We start from the raw sequence: 16,119 nt of genomic DNA, 5'->3' as shown, positions 1-16,119 counted from the left end.
GCTAGACTTTTTTAGGAAACAGGATCGGGCTGGGCTGAATAGGTGTTCCAGGTAACAATTTCCCCCACTTAATTGCCTCTGACCAATCAGTGATAGTCAGTAAATCATTGACTCCCAGAGTTACAGCAATTTTGTCTGCCGTATCCGGCAAAAATGGCAGTAGACACAAGGCGATGCCGCGCAAACCTTCCAGCAGTTGATAGAGCACCTCTTCAACTTCGTCTTGACGACCTTGTTTAGCTAACTCCCAGGGTTTTTTGGTATCTACTAATACATTGAGTTGGCTGATGTACTGATTGATGGCCAGTAAGGCTTTTTGCAAATCAAATTCTTCAAAATATTTCTGTACCTCTATAGCAGTTATGTCAGCTCCCGGCAAAATGGGGGCAACTGCCGGTACTTTACCGGCACAAAACTTGCTGGTCATTTGTACCACGCGCGAAAGTAAATTGCCCAGGTTATCCGCTAATTCATGATTATATAATTCGTCGAACCGCTTCCAGGAAAAATCGCCATCATCGGTAGTGGGCAGTTCCCGGAGTAAATAATAACGCAAAGCATCGGCGCCATAAACGTCCACTGCTTCCTTAGGATCAATCACATTTCCCAAGCTTTTGCTCATTTTTTGTCCACCCGAAGTAATAAATCCGTGGACTAAGATCTTCTTCGGCAAAGGCAGCCCAGCTGACAGAAGCATTCCTGGCCAAATGGCCGCATGGAACCGCAGAATATCTTTGCCGATACAGTGAATATCGGCCGGCCACCATTTGGTAAACTCAGTTTCATCCCTGCCATAGCCAATGGCGCTAATGTAATTAGACAGTGCATCGCACCAAACATACATAGTTTGATTCAGGTCATCCGGTACCGGTATCCCCCAAGGCAATTTAGCCATGGGGCGAGAAAAACTAATATCAGTTAGCCCGGATTTAATCACATTCAAGATCTCTTTCGCTCGTCCTTCCGGGATAATCTTCAATTCCTTACTCTCAATTAACTCCGCGATGCGATCTCCATATTTCGACAATCTGAAAAAGTAGTTTTCTTCCTTGATGCGCTCTGGCTCTGATTTATGAATGGGACAACAACCTTCTATTAAATCTTTTTCTGTGACATACGCCTCGCACCCCACACAATACAGCCCGATGTATTTGTCTTTGTAAATATCGCCTGCAGCGACTAATTGTTTCCATAATTTTTGCGCTCCCGGGAAGTGTCTTGCCTGGTCGCCCGTCCGGATAAAATCATCATTAGACAAATTTAATAATGGCTTGAGATTGGCAAATAAAGCCGAGTTGCGATCCGCCACCACCTGGGGCGCTACCCCCTCCTCTTCCGCCACTTTGGCAATTTTACTGCCATGCTCATCCGTCCCCGTCAAAAACCAGGTCGGGTGACCATTTAGGCGATACCAGCGTGCCAAGGCATCTGCCTGGAGTAGTTCCCAAGCAAACCCCACATGGGGAGCCGCATTGATATAGGCAATTGAGGTTGTGATATATTTCTTTTCCACTTAAACTAAATCTAGAAAATATGTATTCTACAGGCTCAAAATATCAACTCCTATTATAAGCTAATGCCTACAATCACCAAAATCGTGAGCCAAGCCAATAACTCTAATCGGGTAAATGTGTTTGTGGATGATAAATTCCTGACCGGGATCGATAAATTCACCTGGATTTCCCACAACCTGAAAGTGGGAGCAGATATTTCCACAAAACTTTGTGAAGAGCTCAAAAAACAGGATATCAATGGCAAGGCCTACGACAAAGTTTTGAAATTATTGTCTTATCGGCCGCAAAGCATTTTTGAAATCCGCCAAAAACTCAAAACCAAATTTGAGCCCGAAACCATTGTCGAAACGATTGCCCGCTTAAAAAAAGAGGGCTGGCTGGATGATCAAAAGTTTGCCGAACACTGGGTAAAAGAAAGATCACAAACACGAAATAGAAGCATTACCCACTTAAAAGCCGAGCTTATCCAAAAGGGGATAGCCGAAAATATTATCCGAGAAACTCTCGCCCAACCCGAATTAGCCGATCAAGAATTAGCCACCGCTACCAAACTCGTCGCCAAATTCAGCCACTCAAAAACCCCCGACCAACTCAAATTCTATCTTGCTCGCAAAGGATTTAATTACAGCGTCATCAGTAAAGCCATTTTCAGCCGTCATTCTGGGGAGTGAAGCGACTCCCTGGCCGGTAAATCTCGGCCACGGGCAGGTTATAATCTTATAAAAGTATTCAACGGCTCATCGATGAGCCGTTGAAGTCTTAAATAGATCAGATACCAGAATTATATACCTATATTATTATGAATGAGTATGTTCTGGGATTCGCTCCCTTGTACAGGTGGAGAAATAACGCTAACATCAATCCCATTGAACTTTGAGAAATTGTTTTTTTCTATTGTTGTCTTGATAACAGACCTATCCGAAACTAGGCCAAAATTGTGGATATTGGCAGATATGATGCTTTTTCCTACAACAGATACTCCTTGGGTCACAAAATTATTATTTGCGATTGATGCCTGACTGTTGTTTTGATGTAATCTGATACCTATAAATTTAGTTTCTTCAGTATTAGAATCACTATATTGGTTTGGATATGAGAAGTAATTAAAGGTATTATTAGATACATCCAACAGGGTGGCATATGATAGATTATCTATAATAACGCCCTCGTTTATATTTCCTGAGGTAGTCTCATCAAACATAAACTTATTGTTATATATTTTGATAATACCCGCATCAGCATTAAGGAAAGATCCCACCACTAATCGTGCCTGGTCATTTGGATCATGGTTAGTCTGATTTGTAAGAATATTCCCTGTGACATATGTACTATACGAGCGTGTTAAAGTACGAATCCCAACATTATTAAATATGATGTTTGTAATAGTGATCGTGCCATTCGGATTAAAATTAACCTCATTAGAAAATGTTACCGTACTATCATCATTATTTGGACTAACATACTTAACCTCAGTTTTATTAGCGCCACTCGAAGTGATAGTGATGTTTTTTGTCTCTCCATTAACTGTAATTGGATTTGCTGTATTTATATCAAGATCTGAAACATTATACTGACTGCCGACAAGCTTAATTGTCGCCGAGACTGGACAATTAGCCTTCGACAACTGAATTGCTTTTTTAATAGTTCTGACTGCGTATTGATCTTGGGGAGCACTGCCATTATTCTGATCGTTGCCTAAAGAAGATGCATAGAATATGCAGGAAGTTGATGTAGATGGTGAGGTACCTGGAGTAATTTCGGCTGCCTGACTAGGCATTCTAAGAAAAGCTCTTACGCTTGAATTGGAGAAGATTACAACCAATACCACAATAGCCACTATAAAGAGGAGTGGCTTGTTGCTGAAGAGAGACTTCAAGGACTTGTTTGTTTTTATTTTCTTTAGTTTCTTCCCCATGATAATACCTATTTGTTAATAAATATAATGAATATTTATATTCTACATCTAAAACCAATAAAAAAACCAGGAAAGATTCTGGAGTCGCCCCATGAGCTCCCCAGAATGACGGATGGTATACTAGGCCACGAAATACAACGACCGTTGTATTTCGTGGCCATTGGAGTTTGAGCGTCTTTTCATCTAACCGGCCCTTGGAGGAGGGATGTCTTGATTTTACATTCCAGCCATTGGAGCTCGAGTGTTAGGTATTCCAAAAATTACCAGTGCGTGGAGCCGGTATATACCGGCGAGAACAGCCAGGTAATTTTTAGCTAAATACCAAGCCAGAGCGACTGCGAGAAGACTTTGGTTACTTTCCTCGGGAAAGTAACAGAAAATGGTTGATTGATTTTACAAATCAAAGGTAGCCCCCTGCCTACCGGCAGGCAGGCTCGACTCCGCTCGGGGAATATACTCCCACCTCCCCTCACCCCTCCCTGCCTACCGGCAGGCAGGCTCCGGTCTTCGACTCCGAGGCTCAGACTCGAGGAGCAGGAGGGGAATAATTTACAAACCAAGGATCTTCGCAATCCTCTCTTGATCAAATCCTAAAACAATCTCTTCTTTGCCATCTTCAAAACTAATCATACTCACCGGCACCCCCATTTGCCCGGTTTTCTGAATCATTTCCACTCCTTTAGTTGGATCAGCTGCTACATCAATATTGATAAAAGGGATCTTTTTTTCAGTCAGCCAATCCTTCAACATATGGCAGTAACCGCAAGTTGGAGTCGAATAAATTTTGAACTCTTTTAGTCGAGCCATTATTGCAAATTAATTAGCCAATTTATAGTTTACCACGCAAATGCATGGCAGCGTAAACTCTCCGGAGAGCTAAAATAAAAGCCGCTACTCGTAAAGTAACCGGTTGAATTTTAGCCACATCAAGAATCTCTCGCGTGGCTTGCAGCATAATCTTTTGGAGTTTTTCGTTAACCTCCACTTCTTCCCAATAATAACCGGAGCGATTCTGTGCCCATTCAAAATAACTCACCGTCACGCCGCCGGCATTAGCTAGAATATCTGGCACGACTGTGACTCCTCGGGAACTTAAAATAGCATCTCCAGCTTCGCTTATAGGATTATTGGCCATCTCTAAGATCAATTTAGCTTTAATTTTATCGGCATTGGCAGTGGTAATTTGATTATCCAGGGCTGCTGGCACTAAAATATTTACATCCAATTCTAATAATTCAGCATTTGAGATAATCTTAACATTCGGAAAATTATTTAGGCTTCCCGTTTGCTGCTTAAACTTCATCACAGCTGCTATATCCAATCCGGTAGGGGAATAAATGGCAGTTTGTGAATCACTCAGCCCCACTACTTGATAATTTTTATCTTTTGCCAACAGTTTAGCTAAACCTCCTCCCACATTGCCAATCCCTTGAATCGCTACCAGATAAGGCGGCTGGGCAATGTCCAAATTTAGCAACATCTCATCTAAAACAATTTTTCCGCCCAGAGATGTGGCCATATCTCGTCCCCGAGAGCCTCCCAGCTCCACTGGTTTGCCAGTGATAAACCCAGGCACCCAAGCTCCGGCCAGGCGCGAATATTCATCTGCCATCCATGCCATCGTTTGGCTATCCGTATTTACATCCGGTGCCGGCACATCCAAATTAGAGCCGATTTTAGGAAACATGGCTCGGATATAACTCCGGGATAATCTTTCTAATTCTGTTTTGGATAGTTTTTTGGGGTCAACTTGTACTCCACCCTTGCCCCCGCCAAACGGAATGCCAGCCACGGCACACTTCCAGGTCATCAGCGAAGCCAATATCTTGGCTTCTTCCACGTCCACCGCCAGGTGGAAGCGAATTCCGCCTTTGTAAGGCCCTCTGGCCGAGTTATGCTGGACTCTAAAAGCGGGTAGATTTAATCTCTGCCCTGAATCCAGCTCTAAGGGTATTTCTACTGAAATAATATTCTCTGGGGTAGATAATTTAACTAAATCTGCCTCGGATAAATTAATCCGGGTGGCAGCTTCTTTTAAAGCAGCTTGGTAGGCAGGTGATTCCATATAAATTATTTAGCGGCGGTTTCCCCCAAGCCCTGTATATAATTATACGCCGATAAGGCTGCTTTGGCACCTTCGCCGGCGGCGACAATCATTTGTTTGAATGGCACTGTAGTTGCATCTCCGGCTGCAAATATCCCTTCTACAGATGTCTGATTATGCTCGTCGATAATAATTTCCTGCTTGTCATTTAGCTTAACCAAACCTTTTACGAAACCCGTATTGGCATCGCCGCCAATTTCTATAAATACCCCCTGCACATCGATAATTCTTTCGGTTCCATCTGAAATTTGATTGATTTTGACTTGTTCAACAAAACTACTGCCTTTGATCTCTTCGACTTCGGTATGCAAAATCTTTTCAATATTAGTTAGTGTTGCTAATTTATGCAACAAAGCTGCTTCGGCTTTAAATTGATCATTGCGATGTATTAAATAAACCTTTTTGGCTACGCCTGATAGTAGTATTGCCGCATCCACTGCCGCATTACCGCCACCGACTACCGCTACATCACGACCAGCAAAAAGGGGAGCATCACAAGTAGCACAATAAGCTACTCCTTTGCCTGTAAATTCAGTTTCTCCTGGCACATTTAATTTGCGCGGAGTCCGCCCCATAGCCAAAATCACCGCCTTGGCTTTATATTCCGTACCGTCTTCTAACTCCACCTCAAAACTATCGTCGTCTTTTTTAATTTCTGTGACTAACCCGGTTTTGATTTCTGCCCCAGCTGACAGAGTTTGAGTTTGCCATTCTTTAACTAATGTTAAACCGTCAGTTTTGCCAAAACCAGGATAATTTTCTACACAAGCCGGCAGAATTGCTTGCCCGCCCATAGTTTGTCCGATAACGAGAGTCTTTAAAGACCTCCGGCATGTATACAACGCCCCCGTTAAGCCAGCCGGGCCTGTCCCAATAATAATTACGTCGTAGGTCATATTTAGAACATTTTAGCTCTTTTTAGTATAGCACCCGTTTTACATACAAAAGCACCCCGATATCCATCGAGGCGCCATTGATAATACCTAATAAACTGACTGTTTAATTAAAACTCTGGTTCTTCTTTATCTTCTTCTTTTTCCTTCTCAGCTTCATCCTCTACACTAACCTCTTCTTCCTCATCGTCCCACTCGTCTTCATCTTCCTTTACTTCAGGCTTTACGCCTTCTTCTTCCAAATCCTTCTCCTCATCATCTGCCGGCACAACACCGCCGGTCATATCAAAATCGTCGTTCATTTTTCCTCCGATTTATTAATAAAGTTCTTGATATAATCACCTAAACAATTTTTAGGCATAACGCTAATTTAGCATAGTATTTTTTGCTGTCAACTATTTTCATAGCAGGTCAGCAGGTTAGGGGCCCAGCAGGTTCGAAGCCACTAAAAAAGTCCTCAAGACGCTTTTATGGGTTCGATTCTTTCTCGGCATATAAATTCACAACAAGGCTCTATCAAGCCTGGTTTTTGTATAAGAAAAATGTGGCTTTGAATAAACGATTTACTTTTTTCGTGTTTTGAAGTACTCTCTAATATCGAACTGGGCAAGTGCCTATTCGAAAAATCATGCCCTTTTAAGGAGGATTTAGTCATGATTCGTATCGGCAGCAAAGATTCCTGCGCAATCGTTTCTGAAGTTGGAGGAACCGTCGTGCGATGGGTACATAATGGAAAAGATCTTATTTTTCCAGAGCAGAAGATGGGAGATAAGTCTCGAGGCGGCATTCCGATAACTTTCCCATTTTTTGGGTCTAGCCCCTTCGAAACCATCCCCAAACACGGCTGGCTCAGACATCAGACACTGGAGGTGGCTAAACAGGAGGAAGACCACGTCGTGCTCGTTGGTCAGAACGAGAAGACAACGTCGTTCGAATGGTTACTGAAATATAGGGTTAGCATCTTGATGCGGTCCGAGGATGCCCTGACAATCAATTTGGAGGTAGAAAGGATAGACGATGGCGAGCACTACGACACTCCAGTAAACCCAGGGTTTCATCCCTATTTCATCAGTGATCCACGCGCATATGCAGTTGCGCACTCCCTTGCACGGGTCGGCGAAAAGGTAATTAGCGAATTTCCTTTGAAGTCGGCCAGAATTCCAGCAGCAGATCCGATCCTGATTAGGTCTGGCGAGAAAACGGTTCGTATGGAACTTTTGGGATCGTTTGACACAGACTCGATCCTTACTCTCTGGAGTGACGAACCAACCAAGTACTTCTGCGTGGAACCGGTTCTTCAGTCCCCTGATAGGTATCAGGACGCAGATAAGGGCAAATTCCTGAAGCCAGGCAACAAGCTCGAGATATCCCTTCAGCTGAGCTTCGTAGGCTACGACTAGCTCTTCCTTGCAATTTAAGCGAAAAAATAGCTCCTTGCCTGAATGGGTGATGAGCTATTTTCTTTCTATAAAACTTTAGGCAATGCATTAATACTCTCCGTGCATTACCGGTTCAACAAAACCACCATAGGAATGTGAGCTTATCGAACTATGGTAGCGCCACGGGGAATCCGCTACGCTAGAACCCGTCGCCCCGATGTTAGATCGGGGCTCCTCGGACCCTTGCGGTTCCGACGACCGCTTTGTAAGCGGTCTGCCTCCACTGCGGGAAAACTCCCGTTTTCCCGACCCCTTTCCCACGGTTCGACTCCCCAAATAACATTACCAAAAAACTGTTATCCATAGATCATGAATACCAGTTTTTTGGTAGCGCCACGGGGAATCGAACCCCGGTTACCAGGATGAAAACCTGGCGTCCTAACCTCTAGACGATGGCGCCGTGGTGGGCTGTACAGGATTCGAACCTGTAACCAACTGCTTAAGAGGCAGCTGCTCTACCATTGAGCTAACAACCCAGATACTTCTAGAAGTTGATGCTAATGTCTTTCTACTTGTGAATTGTAGCTTTTTGACCACCTGTTGTCCACTGTAGCCAGCTAATAATAACCCAACAGAATTTTTTCTGTTAATCTATGCTGCCATCTGTCGGTTTAACTGATCTCAACGTGAGTCTTTTCGATTATTATCACTTCCCCCTTGACCGCATCGACTTTAACTAGATCCCCATCTTCTAAAAGGCTAGTAGCAACTTTAGTACCTATTATGCAGGGCTTGCTTAGTTCCCGAGCGATTATAGCTGCATGGCAAGTGATACCTCCTTCATCAGTAATAAAAGCAGCGGCTTTTCTCATAGCCGGTAAGAATTTAGGCATAGTCATTGGGGATACTAAAATATCACCTTCCTTTACCTTACCGATGTCTTGGTAATACATTACTTTAGATACGCGCCCCGTAACGATTCCTGGATGAGCGACTACTCCTTTAATCGCCAGACTAGATCGTTGATCCGCCTCAGAAATTTGGCTAGGATCCTTTAACTCATACCCATTCGTTGCTAATACTTGATTCAATTCTGATAGGCAATACGGCCTTCCATTTAGCAAAAAACATCCTTCTTGGGCTCGTTTCTCAGCTTCGGCAATAATTTCAGGAGTAATTTTGTCTATGTTAAACACCTCTTCTGGCAATAAAACATCTACAATCTTTTTGTATTGAGGATAAGCCGAACAAAAATAATCTGCATAAACATCAGGGACGTTATTCACAAAATAATGTGATTCATTTCTCAAGCTTTGGGCAATTTCTTTAAAATTATCCCCTAGAGCAGCTGCACCCGGAGAAACAATGACTATACTATCTGGACCATAAAATTTAATTGCTGTGGAGTAATAATTTTTGAGTTCTTCTAGGTTTTGGATGGTTTTGTCTTTTTTTAAATAAGGAAGAATCTTATTCCAGTAAAAATAGAAGTCTTTTTTGACGTTCTCCCAAAACAGGGGATCGGAATTTGATTTGGCAACAATCAGCTCTATAGCATGCGCAATTTCATCGGTATAGTACCAGCACGTCGTGGGTCCCTCTTTTGGAAAAATAGTTAAAGAGTGATTTAAATCAAATCCCAGAATATATTCATTTTGCACACAGTCGGCCTGATACCACATATAACCTCCGAATAGGTTATACTTTCTAGAAAAAGTTTTTTCTAGAACAACTTTCTGATCATTCATAACAGAGACTTTAAAAACTTGGGCAATCCTTTTATGGTTTCGCTCACAGGTGAACTCTTATCAAACTTGGTACCCTCGGTAGGAATCGAACCTACACCTTAGGATCCGGAATCCTACGTTCTGTCCATTGAACTACGAGGGCATATAACGCCTAACGGCGTAATTACCTAATTTAACCCATTCCCAATTCTCAATTGACCAATTACTAAAAGTTACTGTTTCCCAACTAATCTAGCAGAGAAAGGCAGCTCCTCCAATAGTGTAACATTATCTAGTCTGGGAATCAGCTTCTGCGGCGGCTGCCACAGGTACTTTTCCAAATCAATCGTAAAATCATCGCGCACTTTAATCCCTTCTTCTTCTTCTAAATCAAATTTGTGGGCCAGCTGTCCGCCGCGTGTATAGCCAGAAGCCAGCCCGCCAAACCGATTCACCACCCGCTGGTAGGGGACATCATTAAAATCCGACCAATGTAGCACCCAGCCGACATACTGGGCCGCTCGGGGGTACCCCAAACACGCCGCCACCTGTCCGTAAGTCATCACCTTGCCTTGCGGAATAGCTCTAACCAATTTATGCACCGCTTCGCTGAATTTAGATTTATTGATTTTGGCCATGATCAGCAATAAGATTACTTAACAGCTCTTTCGCATCAGCTTCGATATGCACCCAGCCGGAGGGATGAAAACCTATCTGTTTGTACCACTCCATCGGAAATGCCTTGCCGCTAAAAGCTAATCCACTAAACATGGTTATGGCGTGGTTATCAATAGCACTGCGCACAATATTAGTTAGCAGTTTGGCAGCTATCCCTTGTTTCTGATATTCCGGCTTCACAAATAATTCCCACTCACCCAAATAATTACCGGTTCCCCATGTCCTGATCACTCCGGCTACACCCCCCACAATTTCTCCTTCGGCTTCCGCAATAAAAAACAGATCAGGCTGATGTTGATATAAATATCTTAAATACTTGATAGCCCGCTCTACACTCCAGTTCTCTCCGACGCCGGCATTATTAAATGCTTCGGTAAAGACTTGGCTGACAGACTCTAATTCAGCTTCTTCAATTAGTCTAATCCGTATATCCATAAAATTTTTGTGGGGTGGACGATGGGATTCGAACCCATAACCATCTGTTCCACAAACAGATGCTCTGCCGTTGAGCTACGCCCACCATGTTAATTCACGCCTGGCCCTGCACCATGCGATGCAGGACTCATCCCGTCCTGTGTTATACAACACGGGACTGGGATGGCGCCCCCGCGAGGGATCGAACCTCGATCGAGAGATTAGAAGTCTCTTGTTCTGTCCATTGAACTACAGGGGCACAATAATCAATTTTTCAACTAATATCAATATACCTTAAGCGACAATGTTTTCCTTATATTGTCGTCCCTGCCTACCGGCAGGCAGGCTGGCTTCGTCCAGGATCGTATAGATTTATTATTATACGATTCTGGATGCGTCCGCAAAGCGGACTTACCGGAATGACGATTGGAAAAAATAAAAAAGCTCTGTCCACGGCGCCAGAGCTCATCCACCATTTTGAGTATATTGTTTTAGCAGACAGAAGACAGGTTGTTGGAACGGAGCATTGCTCTAATTTCGGTTGGCACCATGATAAAAAACTGGAGGAAACCCAGTTGGGGAACAGTTAGCTTTTGAAAAATTCTTTTAGAGGTTTGATTAACTTTGCCTTCTGTCCAAGCTGGGTAAATCTCGTGCAATAATTCGTGTACCAAAGTAATCACCCGATCATTTACTCCAATATTCTTATTGATGTAAATCGTCAGGTCATCCGGTACGATATAACCCTTGATGCCCCGGGCAAAGCCCTTTTTCGGACTTTGAGAGACATTGCTCGTCAGGATTACCCGATAGCCCGACTCAAGCAGAACTCGTTTTAGCTTATTAAACATCATTTGGTTTGTTTTTTGATTTTTATTTGGCTTGCCTGTTAATAACTATTATATCATAAAAAAACGGGACTGTCAATAATTAAAAGTCAGCTCTAGGCGTAATAAACCCCAGATTTAACCTAATCACTTATCCCCAAGTTTTTGACTGATATGGTTACTGATTGAAATTTATTACTTCCGAGACCTGATTATCTAGAGAGGCCCATACTCTCCTTAGATCTTCTCCTTTAGCTTGGATTGTCTCGGTAGGTAAAACGGGACTAAATAAGAGCCATTCCTGCTCGTATATCTTAGGATCTACATAAATGTCGTATTGGGAGTCAAAAGCAAATGGGTAAGCACAACCGGGTTGGGCACCAAAATATTCGGCTAATTCCTCGGCAGTGGCCAGCCGAACTTTAGCTCCTCCTAATTCTGTCTTCACGGCGTTGAAATTAACCCGACTGCCTTGCAATGTGATATAGACGATAAACTTATCGCTTACCTTTAATACCATACATTTGGCCTCGGTCCCAAAGAAACCAGTTGATTTCTGGACTGCAGCTAAATCTTCATAAGTCAATGCTGCCGGATGGTTAAAGAGTTTGTACTCGACCTGATTGATATCAAGCAGGTTAATTAACCGATCATGAATAGTATTAGGATCAACCATGAATTTTAATTAAACTGGCCTAAACCGGTGCGCTATCTCTTTCCCCACCCAAATCGCAAACTGAAGGTCGCAGACCTGTTTGTAATTTGGAGAGGAGTGGTGACAAAGCGTTTATGAGCCTTACGCATAGTGAGGCGATAAAGCGGAGTCCACCGCGACGCTGGAGCGGGTAGGGGGAATCGGACCCCCGGCGCCAGTTTGGAAAACTGGGGTATTGCCACTATACGATACCCGCATCGTTCGGCATTACAATATTAACTTTACAGGAAAACCTCGAGGGAGCCAAAACCGGCACCCGCGATTAGTCTTTTATAGGGTGTTACCCAAGCTTGATTAGTGGATCAGTGACCGCAATGATTTGCCCGACTTGAAGCGAGGCACCCGGGACTGTGGGATTCTGATAGGCTTCCCAGTCTGGGGATTGACCCCATTGCGAGCCGCACGAGCACTAACACTGAAAGTCCCGAAACCGGTGATGGTCACACTCTTACCGGCTGCCAAATTACTTTTGACGGCATTCACAAAAATGTCCATCGTTTGCGTGGCAGTTTTTTTGGACACATTGGCTTTACGGGCGATCAATTCAACTATCTGCGACTTATTCATTTTACCTCCCTTTGGATAACTACCTTGATTTTAAAACACTCTCCCAAGGCTGTCAAATCGAGTTTTTGGGCCGGTCGAGGTAACCCTGCAAAATCAACACAGCCGCGGCTTGGTCAATATCCTCTTTCTTCAAACTGCCGCCGAGACTCTCCAAGCTATCGCGCGCCATTTTACTGCTCAATCTTTCATCAATATATTCCACATCGATATGCAAAATACGTTTGATCCGATCGCCCCATTGCTGCGTGTAATTAGTTTGTTCGCCGTTTTGTCCGCTCATAGTTTTTGGCCAGCCGATGATTAACTTTTGAATATTTTCTCGCACGATAATTTCTTTTAGCTTATCCAATAAATCTTTATTGTTGGTCAGTGTCGGCAAACCCACAACGACATAATTTTCCGTATCGCCCAAGGCCACCCCAATTCTTTTTCTACCTAAATCTATACTTAAGACGCGCATTTATTCCAAAAAAATATTACTGATTAATATACGAGAAGTCGATCTTAATATTGCTCTCCAACAAAGGCATTTTTTTTACCCAGAATGGCCACAAAGTTATCCGATGAGAAATAATATCTGGGATACTATTGAAAAGGGCTTCTACACTTTTTAGGCTGCGATTAGCTAAACTTTCGGACAATTCCGCGGTGCTAATTTTAGGCGCTACCGACCCATCAATATCCACAGTGAAATCAATAATGTGAGTATTAAAATCAGCATTCCCTAACACGATTTTAACTCCCCGGAGCGTGGGAGAAGTTAGTTCGCGGTTAGCAGGCACTACTGAGTTAATGGTGTTTTGCATGATTTTATCTAACTGGCCTTTATCAGGAAGCAGAGTCCAACTGCGCACTTGGATATCTAAATCAAAATTGTCGCGGGCAGTGCCAGCTGCCGCCGAGGGAACTACGTTAATGATATCGTTTTTAATTAGCGTTGGGATAAGCTCTTCTTTACGGCCAATTTGTTTTTGGAGTTCCGCTTCCGCATCTATAAAGACATTTTTACTAATCGAATCTTGAGCTAGTTTAATATCTTCTTCCGAAATCATTTTTGATTCCTCATCCGTGGCTCCCGAGAAGGGATTGTCGTTTTGGCCATACACCATATCTACGCCGGTCGTCCCGAGTCCCGGAATAGTAAATTTGGTGGCAGCCGCTAAATTGCCCTGGGTGCCACCTTCGGCCGCTTCTACTCTCACGTTAGCTCGACCCGGAACCAGCTTCCCACCAGCACCTACAGTGGCTGAGGAAATTAATATCTCGTCCTGCAATTTAAAAATCTGTCCATCCGGAGCTTGCAGTCTAGTTTGAGCTCGCAGACCCAAAGGTTTAACTGCTCGAGTATAGTTGTAGATCGTAACTATACCGCCAGCTTTATTACCATTATTCTTAGTGCCAGTAGCGGCAAAAGTCTGAGTAAGTTTTTTTTCTACAACCACAAACCTCCCTTTAAAAACATTTTGTCCAGCAGCCTCTTTGTCATTCTTGTCAGCTAAGACTAATTGGAATTTATGCATAAATGGTTCGGCGCTGATCTCTAAATTAATCGTAGCCTTAGGAATTACTAAATAAATCACGAAGCCTAAGACTGTCAGCGAGATGGCTACCCAACCTAAAACGGTTAGCCGATGTAGAAAATTGGGTTTTAGCTTAGGCCGCAACCAACGAGAAGTTTCACGCTCTGAAGATCTGGTTGCTGCGGCCGCTGTAGTAATTACGGCTACCGGTGGCGGCACAGGCCGAGACACGGGTAATTTACGCTTGTATTTAATTTTAATTTCCCGCGCCGCAACTGGTAATTCGTCAGGATTAACTAGCGGGGGAGAGGAAACCGTTACCGCTGCCGTTGCGATTTCCTCATTCAATTCCACATCCTTGTAGGCGGGTAGACCAGCCCGTTGAGCCAAGCTCTGACCCTTTGGATCAGCCGTCACCACGGCCAGAGTTTTGTGCAGACGATGGGCCGCCGACCGTAAAATCTTAAAGTTAACCGCGCTGTGAAATAAGACTGAACTTTGCGGAATCACTAGGATCACTTCTTCCGCATCGATTCGATCCACTTTCATCATAGTGGTATAGAGATCATTACTGGCATCAAGATAGATGGCTTTTCGTTTCATCTAATTTAGGCTTGCATATTAACAACTAAGCGCCGCAACATATCTCCTAACACATCTTCTTTACCTGGCAAGGCTAAAGTTAAATTAGCCAGACCCAAGACTACCATATCACCTAAATCAATCGTAACTTGATTATGTAGGACTATATTAGGAATATCCGTAGGCTCGATCACAGCTGGAGCTGGTTTCTTGGCAAACGGCAAGTGTTCCGCCCAGGCTTTCATCAACAAAGCCTGTTTTATCTCCGGTAAAACAGCGCCTCCTCCCGCCAAAAAAATTTTATTAGGCAAAATATCGAGATGACTGAATTCGTCCAAACTTTCCGCTACACCTTGCACCCACAGTGCCGCCGTTTCTTTGCAGATCCGATGCAATTTGTTTTCTGAGCGTTTATCGATCAATCCGCTACTATAATCAATTTTAATTTGCTCGGCCTTATCGGGAGTAACTTTTAGGCTAGTAGCTATGTTTTTACTGAAAGCATTACTGCCCAAAGCAAAATTTTGCATGCCAAAAATACCACCTTCGCTGACCACGGCTACATCGGTCAAATAGGCTCCCATATCAATAAATACCGCACTGAATTCTGGATTATCGACCAACAAACTCTTAGTTAAAGCATAGGGGCCAGCCGCCACACTGACTAAATTTAAACCTAATTCATCAGCTAAGGCCTGGAGAGCTCCCAGATGCACCAAAGGAGCAAAGGCATTAAAAATACTGAGGGTGATCATGCTCCCTTGAAAATTTAAGGGATTGCTTACCTTATAACCATCAATGCGCGTATCCACAATGGTGGTATTGATTAACTTAAATCCCAGATCCGATTCTTTTTGTTCTTTAGCCACTAAGCTGCGAATTTGCTCAAACGCCTTCCATTGGGCTTTATAAAGAATATTTTTTAATTCATTGCTATCAATATGGGCATCTGGTCGGGCTCGATGATAATGCACTGTCGTGACTAGGCTTTTAACTAAATCTCCCGATAAGCTCATGACTAGATTTTTGGGTTGGATATCGGCCTGAGCACAGGCGGCCTCAACTGCTTGCCGCAAACTGGGCACCGCTTCCGAGATATTGATCACCATGCCTCCCCGCATAATCCCGCCTGGATGAAACGCCCTACCTTTACCCAAAATGGAGCATTGCTGCTCTCTTCTTTCAAAAACTAGGGATTTAACAGCCTCTGTGCCTAAATCAACGGCAATGTAAGCTTCCCCCCGGCTTTTTTTCGCTTTATTTACGGAAAAAAACGCCATAAAT

17 protein-coding genes and 6 tRNA genes are annotated in these 16,119 nt (G+C 43.5%); 2 read left to right on the top strand and 21 right to left on the bottom strand.

Annotated elements, in window-relative coordinates; all coding sequences use genetic code 11:
- Position 1 precedes the first annotated feature (1 nt).
- Positions 2 to 1,513, bottom strand: coding sequence for a class I tRNA ligase family protein (locus WC805_02865; protein ID MFA5967426.1), 1,512 nt, complete (start codon positions 1,511 to 1,513; stop codon positions 2 to 4).
- A gap of 63 nt (positions 1,514 to 1,576) precedes the next feature.
- Between WC805_02865 and WC805_02860 the strand changes: the two genes are divergently transcribed.
- The gene (locus tag WC805_02860) at positions 1,577 to 2,185 is read left to right on the top strand and encodes a RecX family transcriptional regulator (protein MFA5967425.1); all 609 of its coding nucleotides are present in this window, start codon (positions 1,577 to 1,579) and stop codon (positions 2,183 to 2,185) included.
- Between the two features lie 110 nt (positions 2,186 to 2,295).
- Here WC805_02860 and WC805_02855 read toward each other — a convergent pair whose 3' ends face one another.
- From WC805_02855 to WC805_02835, 5 genes are all read right to left on the bottom strand, one after another.
- Positions 2,296 to 3,291, bottom strand: a complete 996-nt coding sequence (locus tag WC805_02855) for a hypothetical protein (protein MFA5967424.1) — start codon at positions 3,289 to 3,291, stop codon at positions 2,296 to 2,298.
- A 687-nt stretch (positions 3,292 to 3,978) separates the two neighbouring features.
- The gene (locus WC805_02850; protein MFA5967423.1) at positions 3,979 to 4,236 is read right to left on the bottom strand and encodes a glutaredoxin domain-containing protein; all 258 of its coding nucleotides are present in this window, start codon (positions 4,234 to 4,236) and stop codon (positions 3,979 to 3,981) included.
- Positions 4,237 to 4,258: 22 nt separating this feature from the next.
- Positions 4,259 to 5,494, bottom strand: coding sequence for a Glu/Leu/Phe/Val dehydrogenase (locus WC805_02845; protein ID MFA5967422.1), 1,236 nt, complete (start codon positions 5,492 to 5,494; stop codon positions 4,259 to 4,261).
- 5 nt (positions 5,495 to 5,499) lie between these two features.
- Entirely contained in the window at positions 5,500 to 6,429 is a 930-nt protein-coding gene (locus WC805_02840) for an FAD-dependent oxidoreductase (protein MFA5967421.1), read from the bottom strand.
- Between the two features lie 107 nt (positions 6,430 to 6,536).
- A complete protein-coding gene (locus WC805_02835) occupies positions 6,537 to 6,728 on the bottom strand; it encodes a hypothetical protein (GenBank protein ID MFA5967420.1) in 192 nt (63 codons plus the stop codon).
- A gap of 351 nt (positions 6,729 to 7,079) precedes the next feature.
- On the opposite strand from WC805_02835, the gene WC805_02830 reads away from it, so the two are divergent.
- Positions 7,080 to 7,826, top strand: a complete 747-nt coding sequence (locus tag WC805_02830; GenBank protein MFA5967419.1) for a hypothetical protein — start codon at positions 7,080 to 7,082, stop codon at positions 7,824 to 7,826.
- A gap of 364 nt (positions 7,827 to 8,190) precedes the next feature.
- On the opposite strand, the gene WC805_02825 is transcribed toward WC805_02830, so the two are convergent.
- The 15 genes from WC805_02825 to WC805_02755 all read right to left on the bottom strand — a co-directional run bounded on the left by WC805_02825 (position 8,191) and on the right by WC805_02755 (position 16,115).
- Positions 8,191 to 8,265, bottom strand: a tRNA-Glu gene (locus tag WC805_02825).
- 1 nt (position 8,266) lies between these two features.
- Positions 8,267 to 8,341 (bottom strand) — tRNA-Lys (locus WC805_02820).
- Positions 8,342 to 8,476: 135 nt separating this feature from the next.
- Positions 8,477 to 9,553, bottom strand: coding sequence for a PEP-utilizing enzyme (locus WC805_02815; GenBank protein MFA5967418.1), 1,077 nt, complete (start codon positions 9,551 to 9,553; stop codon positions 8,477 to 8,479).
- A 67-nt stretch (positions 9,554 to 9,620) separates the two neighbouring features.
- Positions 9,621 to 9,695, bottom strand: a tRNA-Arg gene (locus WC805_02810).
- 70 nt (positions 9,696 to 9,765) lie between these two features.
- Complete coding sequence (locus WC805_02805) at positions 9,766 to 10,170, bottom strand: MGMT family protein (GenBank protein MFA5967417.1); 405 nt, start codon at positions 10,168 to 10,170, stop codon at positions 9,766 to 9,768.
- Complete coding sequence (locus WC805_02800) at positions 10,154 to 10,645, bottom strand: GNAT family N-acetyltransferase (GenBank protein MFA5967416.1); 492 nt, start codon at positions 10,643 to 10,645, stop codon at positions 10,154 to 10,156. Before WC805_02800 ends, WC805_02805 begins: the two co-directional genes overlap by 17 nt.
- 10 nt (positions 10,646 to 10,655) lie before the next feature.
- Positions 10,656 to 10,730, bottom strand: a tRNA-His gene (locus WC805_02795).
- Positions 10,731 to 10,808: 78 nt separating this feature from the next.
- Positions 10,809 to 10,883, bottom strand: a tRNA-Arg gene (locus tag WC805_02790).
- A gap of 232 nt (positions 10,884 to 11,115) precedes the next feature.
- The gene (locus WC805_02785; GenBank protein ID MFA5967415.1) at positions 11,116 to 11,478 is read right to left on the bottom strand and encodes a hypothetical protein; all 363 of its coding nucleotides are present in this window, start codon (positions 11,476 to 11,478) and stop codon (positions 11,116 to 11,118) included.
- A 151-nt stretch (positions 11,479 to 11,629) separates the two neighbouring features.
- Positions 11,630 to 12,127 (bottom strand): YbaK/EbsC family protein, encoded by a 498-nt coding sequence (locus WC805_02780; GenBank protein ID MFA5967414.1) that lies wholly within the window; start codon positions 12,125 to 12,127, stop codon positions 11,630 to 11,632.
- A gap of 161 nt (positions 12,128 to 12,288) precedes the next feature.
- Positions 12,289 to 12,362, bottom strand: a tRNA-Gly gene (locus WC805_02775).
- Positions 12,363 to 12,460: 98 nt separating this feature from the next.
- The gene (locus WC805_02770; protein MFA5967413.1) at positions 12,461 to 12,733 is read right to left on the bottom strand and encodes an HU family DNA-binding protein; all 273 of its coding nucleotides are present in this window, start codon (positions 12,731 to 12,733) and stop codon (positions 12,461 to 12,463) included.
- A gap of 52 nt (positions 12,734 to 12,785) precedes the next feature.
- Complete coding sequence (gene ruvX, locus WC805_02765; GenBank protein MFA5967412.1) at positions 12,786 to 13,193, bottom strand: Holliday junction resolvase RuvX; 408 nt, start codon at positions 13,191 to 13,193, stop codon at positions 12,786 to 12,788.
- 16 nt (positions 13,194 to 13,209) lie between these two features.
- The gene (locus WC805_02760) at positions 13,210 to 14,856 is read right to left on the bottom strand and encodes a hypothetical protein (protein MFA5967411.1); all 1,647 of its coding nucleotides are present in this window, start codon (positions 14,854 to 14,856) and stop codon (positions 13,210 to 13,212) included.
- Between the two features lie 5 nt (positions 14,857 to 14,861).
- Complete coding sequence (locus tag WC805_02755) at positions 14,862 to 16,115, bottom strand: cell division FtsA domain-containing protein (GenBank protein ID MFA5967410.1); 1,254 nt, start codon at positions 16,113 to 16,115, stop codon at positions 14,862 to 14,864.
- Between the last annotated feature and the right edge of the window lie 4 nt (positions 16,116 to 16,119).

Source organism: Patescibacteria group bacterium, from assembly GCA_041659905.1.
Lineage (GTDB): Bacteria > Patescibacteriota > Kazan-3B-28 > Kazan-3B-28 > UBA10110 > UBA10110.
Note: the sequence above shows the minus strand (reverse complement) of the source record. Positions and strands in the feature narration are given on the sequence as shown.